Consider the following 17249-nt stretch of genomic DNA (forward strand, 5'->3'; position numbering starts at 1 on the left):
TTCACTTAAGCCTTATATTTGCTGCCAAGCCATAGCCCAACTTTGTCCAATACCGGGCTCGAACATAAACTTTTTATCGTCACTCGCGCGGCAAAACTCATTAAATGGCCAAGGCCTACATTGATAAACATGCCCTGTTTTTGGCTGCAATACCTTTGTACCCGCATTATAGTTTTCACAATTTTCAGGGTACACGTAATCATAAGTATCAAGGTTATTAACAACACGCTCATCGCATTTTGCAATACAATGAAAATCGACATGCGCTTTACATATACCACTGCTTTGCAAAGCAAAAATTTCATTGTTTCTATAGGCTACAATTAAACCTTGTTCGGTCATTTTACCTGCGCTAACAAGGGGTACATGCACGTTAATATGCTCGGCAACTAAACGTGGCCATGCGTGAGGTTCACCTTGTTCAAGCGAGGTGATTTTGTAATCAAATGATAAACTAACTAGCTCTCCTTGCATGTCATAAAAGGTTACACTCACCACATCGCCAATAAACAATTGGGTATGATGATTTAAGCAACCTATTGTTGACCACTTTCCACAGGCCAACGACGTATGCATAAACACGGCAACACCTTAAGAGTTACAAAATCTTATCCATACACTATGGATACACAAAAAATACACTGAGGGCAAGTGATACATAACAACACGTTATGCAGTAGTCCCGCTACCATAGCTTTATAAAAAGCCTTAGACCGGAAACTTTGCGCCCTAATCTTTCGATTAGTTTGCCAGCAATGCGGCGATTATAATTCGGCCCCGCATAACAATCAAACAAAAGAATGTAACCAAAAATAAAAACCAACCCTTTAAGGTTGGTTTAATGTGTTTTTAACTAAATAAATAAGTTAAAGGTTCTTTTGCCCACGTAAATATCAGCAACACCAATAAAGATATAAATATTAGCCACGCAGGCCAAGACGCTTTTGTTACTTTAGCCTCAGAGTCATCCGCTTTTAACTCTTTTGAGCCTGTGATCATCGCCTTAACTAGCGGCTTACCTTTTATTCTATAAACAATAATAGCTAATACATGTAAACCAATAGCATAAAGTAAAATGTCAAAATTCAGCTCATGTAGCCAATTTGCAAAATCAATCGTATCGCTAGACACATACTGAGCAAGCGGGCCGTCAGTTAAAATGCCATCACTACTCATTAACCCGGTAATAAGCTGCGTAATTATAATTATAAAAAATACCATTACCATACAACTGCCAGGTGCTGAATGACCTAGCGAGTCGCTTGGTGTCTTTAGTGCCTTTAAAATAGCACGAGGAGAGTGCAGCAACCCACTTAATCTCGCGGTTTTACTTCCGATAATGCCCCATATTAAACGCGTTACGATGAGTGCTAAAGTAAAGAACCCAGCAACAAAATGAAGCTCAATCATGCCCTCTTCAATACTAAAATAAAGCACCGCAATACTTACAACCAAAAACCAATGAAAGCATCTAATAAACCCATCCCACACTTTTAACGTCGTCATTGCGCCTATCCTTAAAAAAACAGTATTATCTAATTCGTTAACTACTTTAACATCATAATATTAAGGTATCCTTATGAGCCATTCTACAAGCCGTGCGAGTAAATATCATGCAACCAGTTAAAAAAGCTATTTTAAAAGGCTTTTTAGATATGCTACCTCTGTGTTTAGCCGTTGTTCCTTGGGGTATTTTATGTGGTTCTTTAGCGATTCAAAATGGCTTTAGTGCACTAGAAACCCAAGCAATGTCGTTATTAGTCTTTGCAGGCTCTGCACAGCTTGTTGCAATTGAACTTATGGCGGGCAACACACCATTGCTCACAATTTTATTCACAACATTTATTATTAGCTCTCGGCACTTTTTATACGGTTTAGCTGTGCGTCATAAGGTAATTGACCAACCTATGCGTTGGCGCTTACCAGTAAGTTTTGTATTAACCGATGAGCTATTTGCATTTTCTCACCATAGAAAAGCGTACAGAACAAAAACACGTTTAATATACGCATTGAGCGCTGGTTTTAGCTTTTATATTGCATGGAATATTTGGACGTTAATTGGCATTGTAGCAGGCACAATGCTGCCCGACTTAACTAATTTAGGGCTCGACTTTGCCATTGCTGCCACGTTTATAGCTTTGGTTATTCCGGGCATTAAAAATCTGGCCTCACTCGTTACGGTAATTGTAGCAGGCATTAGCGCAACGCTTTTAAAAAGCACAGGATTTGAGTTATGGCTTGTTTGCTCAGCGCTGCTGGCAATGGCCGCAGGTTACAGCACAGCAAGACTAACCACTAAAAAGGAAGTAACGCCATGATGACGACTATTTTACTCATGGCGTGCATTACATTTTTTACGCGTTATTTATTTTTACACCGTGCTTTGCCGTTTAAAGTAGGCCCTAAAATGCAGCAATTTTTAAGCTTTAGCGCACCAGCAGTGCTTACAGCAATTTGGGTGCCTATCGTGTTTTTGAATGAAGATGGCATTAACTTAAACTGGCAAAACCCTTATTTAAGCGCAGCAATAGTCGCCATTATTGTTGCCTACAAAACACATAATATTTATTACACTACGCTTGCCGGTATGGGGCTATTTCTAATTTTAAATTAGTGCGATCTTTATACTTTATGAAATACTGCACTCAGGTTAAAATGCGGCTAACAACAATAAAAAGACGCCAATATGCACAAATTCCATCAATTAAGCGCAACAAGCTTGCAGGGTCAACCTATCAACTTTAATGATTTTGAAGGGAAGGTTGTGCTTATTGTTAATACCGCAAGTAAATGTGGATTTACCTACCAATACGAGTCGCTTCAAGCTTTGCATAATAAATATGCCAGCCAAGGTTTAGTTATTCTGGGATTTCCGTGCAATCAATTTGGTCAGCAAGAACCCGGAGACGCTACACAAATAGAGCAAGGGTGCTTAATTAATTTTGGTGTGAGTTTTTTAATGGCGGCCAAAGTAGATGTAAACGGTGAGCATGCACATCCTGTATTTCGTCACTTGAAATCGGCTTTACCTGGTTTTTTAACACGTAAAATAAAGTGGAATTTTACTAAGTTTTTAATTGCTGCAGATGGTACGCCAATTAAACGTTATGCACCTTTTACTAAGCCCGAAAAGCTAGAACTTACAATTCAAAAAGCATTAGCACAGGCTAAAAGTACGCTTTAAAAAGTAATAAAGAGGCGCAAGGCCTCTTTATTGCCAATACTATTGAAACTTAAACATACGCATAACTGCACATTTAAACTCTCAATATTAATTGGTATTTTATTTATACTAGTGAAATTTAATCGGTGTAATCGCTTAAATCGTCTTCGCCTAGATTTTTACGCAAGCGTTTTTGCTCAAGGTAGTCTTCCAACTTCTTTTTAACCTTTTGCTTGTTCTTATCGTGTTGATTACGTCCGAGCATTTCGTACTCGTCTTCAACAAAATCGTCATCTAGCGCATCGTAACTAAATGTCTTACCCACAACCCACTCCATAAAGTGTTTGAGACCAACCAAGGATTTTATTATCGCAATAGCCGGTAAAATTAAAAATGTTTAATGCCAAAGTGCTCTGCAAATTAACATCAAAATAAAGCCACGCGACTACTGTAAATAGTCTTCATGTCAGTAATGTGAATAAATAGCGCTAAATTTGAATTGAGGAAAGTGAGAGTTTTTTATCGTATCGATAAATAAAATTTATTAATTTTTATTAGTTAGCCAATTTGACTAAAAAATAGCTATTTATTAATTATTTTGACTTGCTAGAAAATAGATAAAAACACTTAATCAATTGTTTTTTATGAAAAAATAAAACTGGCATCAAACTTGTTATTAATTAATCGTCATCAACAAAAAGTAGAGAACAAACATGAAAAAATTACTATTAGTTAGCGCATTAATTTGTACGCCAGCCGCTATGGCTCATAACGACAACGATTCTACAATTTCATTTAGTAACGATGAATGTAACGTCGAATTTAAAAACGATGTACGTATTAAACCAAACGAATTAGAAATTTTTACTGCCAATAATAAAACTATGCAATTTAATGCCCATGGTGACTTAACCGTAAATGGCGAGCTTGTAGCGCTTAATAGCTCACAACGCGAAGCACTGAATAAGTACTCTGACAGCTTACGCACTCAATTACCTGAAGTAGCTAACATAGCGTTAGAGGGTGTTAAAATTGCCGGTGTGGCATTAGAAGAAGTAGGCAATGCATTTAATATTGACGGTCTTGATAATATGTCTGAGCTTATGGACGACATTAAAATTGAGGTAGAAAACACATTTTACCAGCAAGGTACATTTGTAATGGGCCAACAAAGTTTTAATCAATTTGGCGAAAACTTTGAACAACAATTTGAGCAGCAGATAGAAACAGCGGTTGAATCAGCAGTAATGCAATCAATGGGCAGTATTTTAGTGGCTTTAGGTTCTGAGTTACTTGGTTCAGGCGGCGATATGGATGCCTTTGAACAACGCATGGAAAATATGGGTGCACAAATAGAAGAAAAAGTAGAGCTACATGCAAGCGCACTTGAAGAGAGAGCTAACTCTTTATGTGAAAACTTTGCTGATATTGCAAAACAAGAAGAGCAATTAGTAATGCAAGTGCCAGAGCTTAAAGGTTACCAATTATTTAGCTTTAAACTCAATTAGTACAGCAAACGTTATTTAACATCCCTTTGGCAGCACTTAAGTTTACTTAAATGCTGCTTTTTTGTGTTTCCCAAACTTATACCAACCTGCATAAATCTTTGATCAATTTAACGAATTAAATTGCACTATAACTTCGTTAAAAATTTTTTATTTAGAACAACTAGATACAAAAACTTTTGCCTAGTTCTAGCGTAATTTTCTTAACGTTAAATAGACCCCATATATAAGCAGATTGGTATTACTTTTTAGCTAATAAAGTGAGCTTACCCAGAGTAATAATTGCTTGCTCTATCTGCTCGCTCCACGGCACACCATAACTTAACCTTACGCAGCTTTTATACTTATTAGAGGCTGAAAAAATAAGCCCAGGGGTAATACTAATACCAACCTCAAGAGCAAGTAAAAATAATTTTTGGCTATCGTATTCGCCTCCCAAATCTAGCCACATTACACAGCCTCCTTTTGGATCGCTTATACGTGTATTTTTTGGCATAGCTTGTTGTAAACACCATCGCATACGCTCTTTGTTATCGCGCAGGCGCTGCCTGAGTACCTTTAAGTTACGGTCGTACTCGCCGCTGGCAATAAATTCTGATAACGCCCATTGGTTTATTAACGAAGCGGAGCAACTTAGTGCTCGTTTATATCGCCGCGCTTGTGTTGCAAATTTACCGGCAACGACCCAACCCACACGATAGCTAGGCGCTGCGGTTTTAGAAAAAGATGAGCAACTGATCACTAATCCTTTTTTAGAGTACGCTAAAGCAGGTGTGCCTCGTTTTGCCGTAAAATATAAATCGCCGTATACGTCATCTTCAATAAGCACTACGTCGTGGCTTTCGAGTAACTCCACCAGCTGCTGCCTGTTTGTATCTGGCATAAAGCTGCCTACAGGGTTGCTAATTGCTGTCGAGAATAAACACGCTTTTATGTCATGCTCATTCAAAGCGCGCTCCAAATCACTTAACCAAATGCCATTATCTGGGCACAGTGGTATTTCGAGCGCTTTAAGCCCTAAGCTTTCTATTAGCTCTATAATCCCGTGATAACAAGGTGTCTCAATAGCCACTACATCGCCTGGCTTTGTTACACACTTAAGCGCAATAGCCATGGCCTCTTGCGCACCATTGGTGATCACAAGCTCGTCCATATCAATGCCAATACCAAAATCTAAATAGCGATGCACTAATTGCTTTTTCAGCGGTACAAACCCATCTGTTGGGCCATAGTTTATGGCTTTACTGCCCGCAATTGTCATTACGCGGCGCATGTTTCTGGCGAGTGCTTTATCGGTAGGTGCTGCGGCAATTGGGTTAGCGATACCAAAAGGGACTACGTTCGCTTGATGAATCGCGCTGTACACCTGCTCTATTAAGGCTTGTTTATTTACCACAACAGGTTCGCGACTTAATTTAACTCGCTTAGGTAAATTGTGCGCCATGCTAACGACTTTTAAAAAATATCCTGATTTTTCACGCGCCTCTACCAACCCTTGATCTTCAAGTGACTGGTAAGCCTGTTTTACAGTGGGGATACTTATGCTTAAGTTATCTGCCATTTTACGCAGTGATGGAAGTTTTTCGCCGGGGAGTAAAACTTGTTGAGCGCTCATATCTCTAATCAACTGAATAACTTGCTGATATAAAAACTCATGCCCTTGGCTATTTTTTTGTCTTATCATCACACACCAAATCTGTATAGGTTACATTTTTACTTTTCTGTATATGGTAAGTATACAGATAGGTCTTAAAATAGCCATTCAATCGGGCTTTGGAGACTAACCATGAAAAGTGCAGCGCTATACATTACAACTGTTTTAATTTGGGGCTCAACTTGGTTAGCCATAGAGTTTCAGTTAGGTGATATTGCGGTAGAGTTATCGTTATTTTATCGCTTTGCTATTGCAGCGCTTTTAATGTGGTTATATGTAGCGTACAAAAAACCCGACATGCGATTTAAGTTACTGGATCATGGCTTTTTTGTTTTATTAGCCATTTGTAATTTTGGATTAAATTATTTAATGCTTTACTGGGCACAAAATCACCTTACCTCAGCCATGACCTCTATTGCCTTTTCAATGCTGCTGGTTATGAACATAGTCAATACTCGGTTATTTTTTGGTAAGCCAATCTCAAAACGAATTTATACAGGTGCTGTACTCGCTGTATTAGGTATTACGTGTCTGTTTTGGCCACAGTTACAGCAGTTCGACTTGAGTAATGGTGCATTGGTCGGGTTACTACTTGCCCTTGGTGGCACCTTTGTGGCTTCATTAGGGAATATGGTAAGCGTTCGTAATTCTCGTAAACAAATTGGTGTATTGCAAGGCAATGCATGGGGCATGTTATACAGCGCTATAGGCTTGGCTTTATATGTATTAATGAACGATGTGCAATTTAGTTTAAACGCTCCACCAAGTTACTGGCTATCACTACTTTATCTATCAATATTTGGCACTGTAATCGCTTTTGGTTGCTACTTTGCTCTACTTAGAAATATAGGCCCTGAAAAAGCCAGCTACGTTATTGTTTTATTCCCATTAGTGGCAGTAACACTGAGTAGCTTTTTTGAAGGCTTTGAATGGCACGCAAATACCTTTGCAGGATTTAGCCTAGTGCTATTAGGTAACGCCATTGTGCTTACCCCAACAAAACGAATTAACGCCTTTTTAGCTAATAGAGCAATGGCTAAAAGTGGCTCCGTCCCCAGTTAGACGCGTTATTAACGCAACTAACGTAAAAGCGCCTACCCTACTTTAGGCGCTTTTTTATTGGCATATGAAAAAGTAAAACCTGCCCATGCACACTAATAACGGCAGGAGTTTTACCTACCAGTTCACCATCTGCTTCAATCAATAACCCTTCAGTTTTTATAGAAGCTGTATTTAAGCGACTGTAGTTAAGGTTTTTTATATGCTGATGGCGCTTAAAAAACAACTTCATAAAGCTTATTACATTATAAAAAAGCCCACCCGATCGCATTTGATAACACTCAAGCAGCCCATCAGTTAAATCTGCTTTTGGCGCTATTTCTAGACCACCACCAAAGTACTTATGATTAGCAAATACGGTAATTAAATTTTTATACTGCCGAACATCGTTATTAAACGTACCTTGTAACTGCTGAGCTTGATAATAAAATAGCTCTTTAATGCTCGTCCAACTGTAATCAAAAGATGAAAAACTAGCTTTAGCATTAATCGCTTTAACTACATGAGCATCAAACCCTACCCCTGCAATATTAATAAAATAGCGACTATTAATTTTTCCTACATCAATTGCTGTCGGTGTATTAAATAATGCCTTTCGCCAATCATCTTCTTTGCAACTAAACCCTCTCGAGAAATCATTACCTGTACCGCAAGGCAATAATGCTAACGTACAGCTACTCCCTATTAACGCATTAACCGCCAAGCTCAATGTACCGTCTCCGCCAAGTACAACTACTTTGGTAAATTTACTCAGTAGCAACCTTATTTGAGCACAGTCATCGTTAAAGTTTCCCGTTGTAGTAAACATACAATAAGAAAAACTGCGTTTTTTACAGATGCTTTTAAGCCACATTAGTGATTTTTCACTCTGTTTTTTTGTACTTGGTTTAATAATTATTAGTAGTGACAAGCTTTTGTTTCCAACAATGTATTTAAGAACGAATAAAAAAGAGTTTAATTGAGTTTTTTTAATCTGAATAACTAGTCAAAAAGTTTGTTTAAAATGCATATAAATAAATAAAAAAACACACAAACACCAGTATTGGCGAGAGTAAAGACGATTTTATTTTAACTATTTATGCAAAAACTATAATAAAAAACACTGAACCGCACGTTAATAAAATCAATAAGGATTAGTTTAACTAATCCGTCAGGCTCAATTTTTATCGTTGTCTTTTTAATCAAACAACGTGCAAAATGCACGCGATTTCAACATATACAACCCGGAGCAAAATAATGAAACCAATTAACACATTAAATCAAACAGCAGCAGCTCAAGTAGCAGTTAAACCAACTAACCGTAAAGCAAGAATGTTAGCTAGACTTAACACTATTGGTAAAAGACTAGCACTTAGCGGCGCAGCTCAATATAAATAATCACCCAACCATGATTATTTTTCGGTGCAGCGAACACTCAACCACTAAATGAAGTCACTTATTTAGCTCCCCCTTGTTTGCTGCAACCTATTTATTTTATTAAAAATTGCCTTAATTTCCCCTTATTTACAAAAAAAACCTCATTTACGTACGTTTTTTAGGCAAACAGTCATTTTGCTATTTACACAGCGGTATCACCTAAGTATTATTCTGCGTCACGGAGAGATGGCAGAGTGGTCGAATGCACCGGTCTTGAAAACCGGCATGGGTTTATAGCCCATCTAGGGTTCAAATCCCTATCTCTCCACCATATTTTAATTGGTGGCTTTTTTTACTTCCATCAATACAAACGGTTATGCGTTGGAGAGGTGTCCGAGTGGCCGAAGGAGCTCCCCTGCTAAGGGAGTATAGAGTTTGTAGCTCTATCGAGGGTTCGAATCCCTCCCTCTCCACCATACTTAATTTAAACCACTTAATTGTGGTTTTTTTGTGCCTAAATTTTAACACCAATACTAAATTGGGAGGGTGAGAACCCTCGACAGGGTTCGACAAAATGTCTGGAACATTTTAGGCCGCTGCAAGCGTCGCGCAGCGATTGATTACATGGATGTAAGCAAGTCTATCCCTCCCTCTGGACCATACTTAATTTAAACCACTTGATTGTGGTTTTTTTGTGCCTAAAATTTAACACCGATACTAAATTGGGAGGGTGAGAACCCTCGACAGGGTTCGACAAAATGTCTGGAACATTTTGGGCCGCTGCAAGCGTCGCGCAGCGATTGATTACATGGATGTAAGCAAGTCTATTCCTCCCTCTGGACCATACTTAATTTAAACCACTTAATTGTGGTTTTTTTGTACCTAAAAATTATAAAAACTAAACAAATTGTGCCTAGTAATAACTTAGGGCATTATTAACATAACTTTAGCCACTTTTAGGTTTAGCTATGATCCGGTTCATATTGCTATCAGTTTGCGCGGCAGCACCATTTTTTACCTTGGCACAAAGTACAACAGTGTATAAGTGTGTAATTAAGGGCGTTCCTACCTTTAGCCAAACGCCTTGCGCTAAAGATGCACAAGTTATTACTCTTAAAGATATAAACGTAATTGAAGCATACAAAAGCTCTACGCCCGGTAAAGGTATTACCGACACCTCTGTGGATGACTACTTAGAAGTTCAACAAATAGAACGAGAAATAAAGCGTCTTGAGCTATCTATTGCACAAAGCCAAAAAGAATACGCAGCTAAAAAACAGCAGATAGATTACATGACTCAAGATAAAGCCAATCGTTTAGGCGCTTCGTCTATTGCTGATGCTATCGCAACTAAAACAAATTCGTTAAAGCAAGCTTACGACGCATCAATTAATCAAACGCAGCAAAAAATAGAGTCATTAAAACAAAGAAAACAGCAGCTTAGCCAAAACCCTTAAGCGCTCGTTTTACTATAGAAATAAATTGCGCAACGTCTTCTTTAGTATTATAAATATGTGGCGATACTCGTATTCCAAATTTGCGAGCATCTACACTGACTTTCGCTTTATTAAGCTCTGTAAGTACATGGTCTTGCTGCTTGTTAAAAAACAAAATAACAGTCCCGCTGCATTTATCACTACTCATAGGTGATGCAACATATTTGCCTAGTTGCTCATGAATAAGCGTAAGCATAGCTAAATTATGATTCCTTACCTTGTGAGCAGTTAGCTCTGCAAAGTAAGCAATGCTATTTGCGGCAATAATATAAGGCGCTACAGAGGGAGTGCCCCCCCAAAATTTGAGCGCACTGGCGTTATATTCAAAGTGGTTTATATTGAACTCAAATGGATTTTGATGCGAAAACCAACCCACATCTTTAGGCTCACAATACTCTATTTGGTTTTTGTTAACCCATAAATAAGCTGCACCTGGGCCACCACATAACCATTTAACGCTCGAGCCAATCATAAAGTCAGCATCGAGTATGCTTAAATCAAGCGGTATAACACCCGCTGATTGAGCAACATCAATTATTGACAAGCTATTGGTTAATTTACTTATAGCTACAATATCGTATACAGGCGCCTGTACACCTGTATTTGAATACACATGGCTTATAAAAACTAAATCGATATCACCAGTTATATAACGCTGCCAAACACTAATATCAGTTAGGTTTTCGTGCTCTGGTATAAACATAATTTGTGCGCACTCTGGTAATGCTTTTTGCATTGCAAAACCCATGCTCGGAAAATCACTTTGCGCCATAAGCACTTTACAATTTTTTTGCTGTAGCCGTGGATGCGACATAAGCAACTTTGTTAAGCCGCTTGATAAATTAACCTGAGGACAAAACTGCGAACTAGGCGCATTAAATAACTTACCAAGCGCGGTAGTAAATTGCTCAACTGCGGGCAGCCATTGTTGCCAAGGTTCTTGATTTGAGCTCTCCCACGGTAAAAAATAGTGCTGTGCTAAATATTGCTGCGTATTTTTAAGAGGACGCCCTACCGAGTGGTTTAGTAAATAACAGCCATCAGCCATACAAAAATCATTTTTAAGCATGCTATTTAACCCATTTTTTAAGTGTATTTAGATCGTCAAAACGTGTTTTTATATCGTCGCGTTTTGCGCTGGCTCGCCTATCTCTTAATTTTTCGAGCGAATCAAGCAACACATGAAGCGGCGGACCACTTGCTGTTACCTTGCTCATATGCTGCTGTTGCATATTTTTTGAAGGCTGAGCAATAAACTTTTCAACCAGTTGATTATGATGACCGACTGCGGTGTCACCATGTAATTTACACACTTGGATAAATAACGTTGCGTGGCTTTTAAACCAATCTGTATTTTTATATTGCTCTGCTTGTAAAAAGTCATCCATAAAGCTTTGCATACGCATGGCTTCTCGCAGGATTTGTTGATCCTCTGGCATCATATATAAAAACTTATCCACCAGCATTTGCGAGTAACTAGGCTCATTTGCGCTACAAAGCCCTAGTAACATATCAATCACGTTAATACCTGCAAAGTCACCAGCATTTGCACCTCTGTAAACCTCTTTACCTACACGGTACGGTTTATAATAAGGGCGAACGCAGTTAAAAAAGCGATCTGTATCGAGCTCAGAATAAAGTGCATTGTTTGACTCAATTACATCTATAAGTGCTTGTTTGGCTACTTTTAATAACTCACCACACAGGGGGTGTGAGATACCTAACGGCAATATTTTTAATAAAGCATCACTTGCACGTTTATAGGCCAAAATACCTTGGGTGTTGTAATCAAGAAATAGCTTTTCGTCGGGTAAATTGGTAAATCGTTTATAAATACCGTTAAGTGCTTTGTTATGAGTAGTTAAGTGGGCGGTAGCAAAACGAGGGGTTACGCCAATGGATGCGCCTATATGCATAGCAAGCGCTGAGGCTTCTATTAGTGGGGAAGTAGTTTCTCTGCTTGGCTCAGTAATTTCATGGCGCCTACACGCCGCCATAAACAATCCTACGTTACCGAGTAAGTCAAAAGCGCTATCAAAGCCTTGATCTGTGTTTCCCTCGGCTAATAAATTGCTAATTAATGCGTTGCCTTCTTTTTCTAATTGTTGCTTTAAGGCCTCACCTATTCCTTCTACATTTGCTTTATCGGTTTGCTGCCAATAAAGCTGCTCTAATTCACTATTTAAAGTGACAAACTCTGTTCGTATCCAGTGATCGAAAATAGCGGTATGTGTGTTCATTGGTGTGCTCTATTATTTTTATAGTTAAATGCTAACAGAGTTCAATGAGGGTAAAACGCCAAAAAAATTAGTAAAAACTGCAATACTTAGCAATAATCACTACAAATATAAAAATAATTAATAAAAGCCGACAACTATGTTAGATAAAAAAGATCAGCAATTACTCATTGCACTGCAAAGCCAAGCTCGTATGTCGGTTTCAGACTTGGCCAGCAGTATTAACCTATCGGATACACCTTGCCTAAGGCGTATAAAAAAGTTAGAGCAAGAAAACATTATTACCGGCTACCACGCCGCCATAAATCCTAAAGCACTTAACCTTAATGTGTTGGTATATGCATTCGTACGATTAAGCCAAAACTCGGTAAGTGCTGCAGAGCAATTTGAGCAACATGTAGAAAAGTTACCACATGTATTAGAGTGTTGTGTAATATCAGGAAGCTATGATTATTTATTAAAAATCATTGCACATGATCTTGAGAGCTACGAAACATTTGTAAAACATCAGCTAGGTAGTTTAAGTTGTATTGCAAATATAGAATCAACAGTCGTGTTAAAGCAGTCATTTAGCAAAAAACAGTTACCATTATAAAAATAACCAAAATAACTTACTGTTAGCTATACTGATATTTCAAAACGATAATAATAATTGCTTGGACCTTATGTGAAAAATTTTAACTCTAAAAATCATTCCATTATTTTTTACATCATGTTTGCTTTAGCATATTTTTTAGTCGGCATAGCACTCACTAAACTTGCTTTTAACTCGCAAATAATTCCAATTTGGTTACCTGCCGGCATAGCTCTAGTCGGTTGTTATATTTGGTGGTGGCGCTTTATCCCGCCTTTATTTATAGCTGCAATTGCCTTTAACCTTAATATTTTTGATAGTTCAGCTCATGAGCTAGTCCTGGTCGGTAACTCATTTAACGAGGCTATGTATATCGCCTTTGGTGTTGTTATACAGGCAATGGTCGGCGCAGCTCTTTTAAAGTATTGGCTTGGTCACCCGCTGCGCTTTAAAAAGCGCAAGAATATAATTTACTTTATTCTTGTCATAGCCATATTGGTCAGCTTAATTTCAGCTAACTTTGGCGTATTCGCACTGAGTCAATTTAACTCGATTTACAGTATTGATAATCATTGGAATAATGTTATTTACTGGTGGCTTGGCGATACATTAGGGGTATTAATTGCGACTCCGTTTTTACTTTCTTTATTACCACAAAAGTCTAATCAACATACTATATCGGCATTTCCGACAATTGCAGTATGCTCAGTTTTATTTTTATCAGTCGCGGTAACAACACAATTATACGATCAGGAAAATCGTATAAGCACTATTAAAATTGCCGAACGTGAAGTCCACGTTATAGAAAACAGCCTTTATAGATATACAAATCGCAGTATTATTGCAGTGCAGAGCTTAGCAAGTCAGGTTCAATCATCTCCCATGCTGAGCCAGCAAGATTTTTATTCTTATGCTAGTCAGTTACTAACTCAATACGAGTTTATTAACGCTTTATCGTGGAATGCAAAAATACCTCAAGATCAACGCGAAGTCTTTGCTCAAGAAATATCAAACATTTACCATTTAGATATTGATATAGTTGGCGAGCCTCTTGAAATTAACGATCCCCTTGTTATAGTAAAATACATAGCTCCTTTTAATGGTAATCAAAAAGCGATTGGCTTTAATGTATTTTCAAACCCTGATCGAAAAAACTCTCTGCTTAACCCCGCTATAAAGTACATGCCAGTCGGAACTAAAATAATTCAGTTGGTGCAAACCAAACAACCTAAACCAGCCTATTTATTATTTGCCCCTGTGTACTCTCAATATAACGATGAAAAAACAATTAAAGGCTATGCCACTGGTATATTTTTAGTGCGTAGTATTATTGAGCAGGCCATTTCTAAAGAACAGTCTGATATGTTTTCGATTGGTATATACGAAGATACAAACACACCGCCGTTTTATAGTAATTACTCTCAAGATGTTCAGCAAGCCAAAGGTAGCCGTTTAATGTCGTTTGACGTGGACTTTGCAGGGCAAAAATGGATTGTAAAACTAGCCCTTAAAGAAAGCTTTTTAACACAACATAATAGCCAACTAACTCTATTATTGCTCATACTTCAAGTTGTCGTATGTTCTTTAATTTTAATGGTTTTACTGCTGTTTAATCAGCAACAAATTGCACTTACACGTCAAGTTGCAGAGCGTACACACTCACTCGCACAAGCAAAGCAGCAGTCTGATTTAGCTAATCAGGCTAAAAGCCAATTTTTAGCGAATATGAGCCACGAAATACGTACACCATTAAACGCCGTTATTGGTTTCTCTTCACTTGCCCGAGAAACAGACAGTGCAAGTACACTCATTGGCTATTTAGATAAAATAAACTCATCATCTAAAAGTTTATTAAACTTAATTAATGACATTCTTGATATATCAAAAATAGAATCCCAAAAGTTAGTTATTGAATCTATTGCATTCGACCTAGGTGCCTTAATAACACGCATAGACAATATGTTTGAACAAAGCGCAGTTAACAAAGGTATTAACTGGCAAGTTAACTCAAAGCTACCTTTAAATACCTGGTTTATTGGTGATCCTATGCGAATTGAGCAGGTATTACTTAATTTATGTAGTAACGCGATTAAATTTACAAGCCAAGGCAGCGTTGCTTTAAACATAGAAACAGAGTTTACTGCCGCCAATAAAGTACAGCTTGTTATAAACGTTAGTGATACAGGAATAGGTATAAAACCAAGCCAGCATAAAAAATTATTTAACGCATTTACCCAAGCTGATAGTTCTACCTCAAGGCAGTTTGGCGGTACAGGACTTGGCTTAACAATAGCAAAAGAGCTAAGCCAATTAATGGGGGGAGAAATAGCCCTTAAAAGTGAAATAGATAAAGGCTCTACTTTTACATTTTCAATGCGATTAGAAACAACAGAGCCTAAAAAAGAACATGTTATTACATTTGATAATACTAATATTACTTCGCTAGACATTTTGGTCGCAGAGGATAACCCTGTAAATCAAATGGTTATTAAAGCGATGCTTGGCTCGTTAGGGATTGTGCCGTATATGGTAGAAAACGGTGAGTTGGCGGTCGATATAGTGAAAAAGCAGCATTTTGACTTAGTGCTTATGGATTGCCAAATGCCTGTAATGGATGGCTATAGAGCAACGGCACTGATCCGCCAGTTTAAAACCGAACAAGAACTCCCTATTATTGCTTTAACTGCCGACGTAATGCCAGAGGATAAAGCACATGCACAAGCAGTTGGATTTAATCAACATCTTGCAAAACCGCTTGAACTCATTAAGCTAACCGAGTGTCTTGTCCAATATGCAGAAGTTAATGAACAATAGTGGTTTAATTTTAAGAATAGTTTTAAGAGTATTTTTAAGAGTAGCTTTTGGTTTTGTTTTAAGTGTTTTTTCTCATACAGCTGTCGCTCAAAACTGTATATCGCAGGCGAGCGACTTTAAATTTATAACAAAAAGTAAGCAACAAGGCTTATTACGCTTTGAAAATGAGCACAACCACCAGCGCTTTAATTACCACGCCCTTTTGCCATTTAACGATTACTTAGATTTTGCATATAAACATATAAATAAAGCCAATCCACGTGCAAATATGCCATGCCCTGTTATTACACAAACCTATCAGCAATTAGTAACACAAGGTACGCGAAAACCTGACCCTACTATTGCAGATATTATTGCTCCTTTTGAGCTCACGCATCCAAACAGTAATAAAGTTGCACTACTAATCCACGGGCTAACTGATTCACCCTTTACGTATCACGATTTAGCACAAGTGTATTATCAGCAAGGCTATACTGTGCGTACTATTTTATTACCAGGACATGGAAGCGCCGCAAGTGCTTTACTCAATGTAGACGTTAGCCAATGGCAACAAGCAATAAAATACGGTATTGAACGCTCGGTGCAAGACTTTGATGAGGTGATACTCGCAGGTTACTCTACCGGTGCAGCGTTACTTATTGATTACGCAACCAAACACACTGTATCCCCTAAAATTAAAGCGCTTATGCTTTATTCGCCCGGCTCTGAGCCACATAATAAGTACGGCTGGATAGCAAAGTGGATTGATGCCATACCCTTTGTTAATTGGATTGATAAAGACGCCGATGTAGACTTTGCTAAGTATGAGTCATTTCCTTTAAATGCAGCTGCCGCTTCGTACGATGCAATGTCACTTGCAAGCGTAAGTAGCTTAAACAAACGCCCTGCACTTAAATTACCTATTTTTAGTGTACTTAGCGATATTGATACCACGATAGACACGCGTGCCACGCTAAAGTTATTGAGTGCATTACACAAAGGTAATTCAACCGAATATAAACCGCTCGATACTTTAGTACTTTATGGAAGCACCAATATTTTACCGCCAGACTTTGCTAGTGACTACACAGTAAATAATCCGCAATGCACAACACCTCAATGTAAAAAGGTTCATGGTATGTCGCATATTGCTGTTGTTAACTCACCGCAAAATCCACATTATGGAATTAACGCAACTTATCGCAATTGTGGCAGCTTTATTAACGACGAGTCCCTATATAAAACATGTAAAACAACTAAAAACCCACAACTAGGAGAGCGTACAAGCGCCAACTTAAAACACTATCCGGCTTTACAGCGCTTAACTTATAATCCTCATTTTACCGAGCTTAAAATGCAAATTAGTACGTTTATTAAAAACGTAGAACAGCTTAGAACAACTACAAGGTAAG

17 protein-coding genes, 2 tRNA genes and 1 riboswitch are annotated in these 17249 nt (G+C 38.0%); of the genes, 12 read left to right on the top strand and 7 right to left on the bottom strand.

Annotation, left to right across the window (positions count from 1 at the left end; all coding sequences use genetic code 11):
- Positions 1-12: 12 nt before the first annotated feature.
- Together L659_RS0102445 and L659_RS0102450 are read right to left on the bottom strand one after the other, a co-directional pair.
- Positions 13-576 (bottom strand): hypothetical protein, encoded by a 564-nt coding sequence (locus L659_RS0102445; protein ID WP_024589489.1) that lies wholly within the window; start codon positions 574-576, stop codon positions 13-15.
- Between the two features lie 96 nt (positions 577-672).
- Positions 673-761: riboswitch (cyclic di-GMP riboswitch) on the bottom strand.
- A gap of 88 nt (positions 762-849) precedes the next feature.
- Positions 850-1506, bottom strand: a complete 657-nt coding sequence (locus L659_RS0102450; protein ID WP_007579804.1) for a cytochrome b/b6 domain-containing protein — start codon at positions 1504-1506, stop codon at positions 850-852.
- Positions 1507-1613: 107 nt separating this feature from the next.
- On the opposite strand from L659_RS0102450, the gene L659_RS0102455 reads away from it, so the two are divergent.
- The 3 genes from L659_RS0102455 (at position 1614) to L659_RS0102465 (ending at position 3184) form a co-directional block, all read left to right on the top strand.
- Entirely contained in the window at positions 1614-2318 is a 705-nt protein-coding gene (locus tag L659_RS0102455) for an AzlC family ABC transporter permease (protein WP_024589490.1), read from the top strand.
- The gene (locus L659_RS0102460; protein ID WP_004335020.1) at positions 2315-2614 is read left to right on the top strand and encodes an AzlD domain-containing protein; all 300 of its coding nucleotides are present in this window, start codon (positions 2315-2317) and stop codon (positions 2612-2614) included. Before L659_RS0102455 ends, L659_RS0102460 begins: the two co-directional genes overlap by 4 nt.
- Positions 2615-2686: 72 nt before the next feature.
- Positions 2687-3184: a glutathione peroxidase gene (locus L659_RS0102465; protein WP_010554845.1), complete on the top strand. Its 498-nt coding sequence runs from the start codon at positions 2687-2689 to the stop codon at positions 3182-3184.
- 118 nt (positions 3185-3302) lie between these two features.
- Here L659_RS0102465 and L659_RS0102470 read toward each other — a convergent pair whose 3' ends face one another.
- Positions 3303-3488, bottom strand: coding sequence for a PA3496 family putative envelope integrity protein (locus L659_RS0102470; RefSeq protein WP_007579801.1), 186 nt, complete (start codon positions 3486-3488; stop codon positions 3303-3305).
- Between the two features lie 388 nt (positions 3489-3876).
- Between L659_RS0102470 and L659_RS0102475 the strand changes: the two genes are divergently transcribed.
- Positions 3877-4671 (top strand): YggN family protein, encoded by a 795-nt coding sequence (locus tag L659_RS0102475; RefSeq protein WP_024589491.1) that lies wholly within the window; start codon positions 3877-3879, stop codon positions 4669-4671.
- A 238-nt stretch (positions 4672-4909) separates the two neighbouring features.
- Here L659_RS0102475 and L659_RS0102480 read toward each other — a convergent pair whose 3' ends face one another.
- The gene (locus L659_RS0102480) at positions 4910-6352 is read right to left on the bottom strand and encodes an aminotransferase-like domain-containing protein (protein WP_007579799.1); all 1443 of its coding nucleotides are present in this window, start codon (positions 6350-6352) and stop codon (positions 4910-4912) included.
- Positions 6353-6454: 102 nt separating this feature from the next.
- Here L659_RS0102480 and L659_RS0102485 point away from each other — a divergent pair, with 102 nt between their 5' ends.
- Positions 6455-7384, top strand: a complete 930-nt coding sequence (locus L659_RS0102485; RefSeq protein WP_007579798.1) for a DMT family transporter — start codon at positions 6455-6457, stop codon at positions 7382-7384.
- Between the two features lie 37 nt (positions 7385-7421).
- Here the strand turns inward: L659_RS0102485 and L659_RS0102490 are convergent, their stop codons facing one another.
- On the bottom strand, positions 7422-8291 hold the full coding sequence (locus L659_RS0102490) for a diacylglycerol/lipid kinase family protein (protein WP_024589492.1): 870 nt from the start codon (positions 8289-8291) through the stop codon (positions 7422-7424).
- 326 nt (positions 8292-8617) lie between these two features.
- Between L659_RS0102490 and L659_RS1000000123760 the strand changes: the two genes are divergently transcribed.
- From L659_RS1000000123760 to L659_RS0102510, 4 genes are all read left to right on the top strand, one after another.
- Positions 8618-8758 (top strand): hypothetical protein, encoded by a 141-nt coding sequence (locus L659_RS1000000123760; protein WP_010554841.1) that lies wholly within the window; start codon positions 8618-8620, stop codon positions 8756-8758.
- 219 nt (positions 8759-8977) lie between these two features.
- Positions 8978-9068 (top strand) — tRNA-Ser (locus L659_RS0102500).
- A gap of 52 nt (positions 9069-9120) precedes the next feature.
- Positions 9121-9213, top strand: a tRNA-Ser gene (locus L659_RS0102505).
- Between the two features lie 492 nt (positions 9214-9705).
- Positions 9706-10194 carry a DUF4124 domain-containing protein gene (locus tag L659_RS0102510; RefSeq protein ID WP_007579794.1) on the top strand — a complete coding sequence of 163 codons (489 nt, stop codon included), beginning with the start codon at positions 9706-9708 and terminating at the stop codon, positions 10192-10194.
- Here L659_RS0102510 and L659_RS0102515 read toward each other — a convergent pair.
- Complete coding sequence (locus L659_RS0102515; RefSeq protein WP_024589493.1) at positions 10178-11302, bottom strand: aminotransferase class V-fold PLP-dependent enzyme; 1125 nt, start codon at positions 11300-11302, stop codon at positions 10178-10180. The two genes, L659_RS0102510 and L659_RS0102515, sit on opposite strands and share 17 nt — an antisense overlap.
- A gap of 1 nt (position 11303) precedes the next feature.
- Positions 11304-12473, bottom strand: a complete 1170-nt coding sequence (locus tag L659_RS0102520) for a PrnB family protein (RefSeq protein WP_024589494.1) — start codon at positions 12471-12473, stop codon at positions 11304-11306.
- Positions 12474-12609: 136 nt separating this feature from the next.
- On the opposite strand from L659_RS0102520, the gene L659_RS0102525 reads away from it, so the two are divergent.
- The 3 genes from L659_RS0102525 (at position 12610) to L659_RS0102535 (ending at position 17248) form a co-directional block, all read left to right on the top strand.
- Positions 12610-13065, top strand: coding sequence for an Lrp/AsnC family transcriptional regulator (locus L659_RS0102525; protein ID WP_007579788.1), 456 nt, complete (start codon positions 12610-12612; stop codon positions 13063-13065).
- Between the two features lie 72 nt (positions 13066-13137).
- Positions 13138-15858 carry an ATP-binding protein gene (locus L659_RS0102530; RefSeq protein ID WP_024589495.1) on the top strand — a complete coding sequence of 907 codons (2721 nt, stop codon included), beginning with the start codon at positions 13138-13140 and terminating at the stop codon, positions 15856-15858.
- Positions 15848-17248: an alpha/beta hydrolase gene (locus L659_RS0102535; protein WP_024589496.1), complete on the top strand. Its 1401-nt coding sequence runs from the start codon at positions 15848-15850 to the stop codon at positions 17246-17248. Before L659_RS0102530 ends, L659_RS0102535 begins: the two co-directional genes overlap by 11 nt.
- Position 17249 lies beyond the last annotated feature (1 nt).

This window comes from Pseudoalteromonas sp. S8-8, assembly GCF_000497875.1.
GTDB classification, from domain to species: Bacteria; Pseudomonadota; Gammaproteobacteria; order Enterobacterales; family Alteromonadaceae; genus Pseudoalteromonas; species Pseudoalteromonas arctica.

What these genes read in the sequence shown, in the direction of transcription:
- L659_RS0102445 (WP_024589489.1), bottom strand. Translation starts at nt 576, where the DNA reads ATGCATACGTCGTTGGCCTGTGGAAAGTGGTCAACAATAGGTTGCTTA.
- L659_RS0102450 (WP_007579804.1), bottom strand. Translation starts at nt 1,506, where the DNA reads ATGACGACGTTAAAAGTGTGGGATGGGTTTATTAGATGCTTTCATTGG.
- L659_RS0102455 (WP_024589490.1), top strand. Translation starts at nt 1,614, where the DNA reads ATGCAACCAGTTAAAAAAGCTATTTTAAAAGGCTTTTTAGATATGCTA.
- L659_RS0102460 (WP_004335020.1), top strand. Translation starts at nt 2,315, where the DNA reads ATGATGACGACTATTTTACTCATGGCGTGCATTACATTTTTTACGCGT.
- L659_RS0102465 (WP_010554845.1), top strand. Translation starts at nt 2,687, where the DNA reads ATGCACAAATTCCATCAATTAAGCGCAACAAGCTTGCAGGGTCAACCT.
- L659_RS0102475 (WP_024589491.1), top strand. Translation starts at nt 3,877, where the DNA reads ATGAAAAAATTACTATTAGTTAGCGCATTAATTTGTACGCCAGCCGCT.
- L659_RS0102480 (WP_007579799.1), bottom strand. Translation starts at nt 6,352, where the DNA reads ATGATAAGACAAAAAAATAGCCAAGGGCATGAGTTTTTATATCAGCAA.
- L659_RS0102485 (WP_007579798.1), top strand. Translation starts at nt 6,455, where the DNA reads ATGAAAAGTGCAGCGCTATACATTACAACTGTTTTAATTTGGGGCTCA.
- L659_RS1000000123760 (WP_010554841.1), top strand. Translation starts at nt 8,618, where the DNA reads ATGAAACCAATTAACACATTAAATCAAACAGCAGCAGCTCAAGTAGCA.
- L659_RS0102510 (WP_007579794.1), top strand. Translation starts at nt 9,706, where the DNA reads ATGATCCGGTTCATATTGCTATCAGTTTGCGCGGCAGCACCATTTTTT.
- L659_RS0102515 (WP_024589493.1), bottom strand. Translation starts at nt 11,302, where the DNA reads ATGCTTAAAAATGATTTTTGTATGGCTGATGGCTGTTATTTACTAAAC.
- L659_RS0102520 (WP_024589494.1), bottom strand. Translation starts at nt 12,473, where the DNA reads ATGAACACACATACCGCTATTTTCGATCACTGGATACGAACAGAGTTT.
- L659_RS0102525 (WP_007579788.1), top strand. Translation starts at nt 12,610, where the DNA reads ATGTTAGATAAAAAAGATCAGCAATTACTCATTGCACTGCAAAGCCAA.
- L659_RS0102535 (WP_024589496.1), top strand. Translation starts at nt 15,848, where the DNA reads ATGAACAATAGTGGTTTAATTTTAAGAATAGTTTTAAGAGTATTTTTA.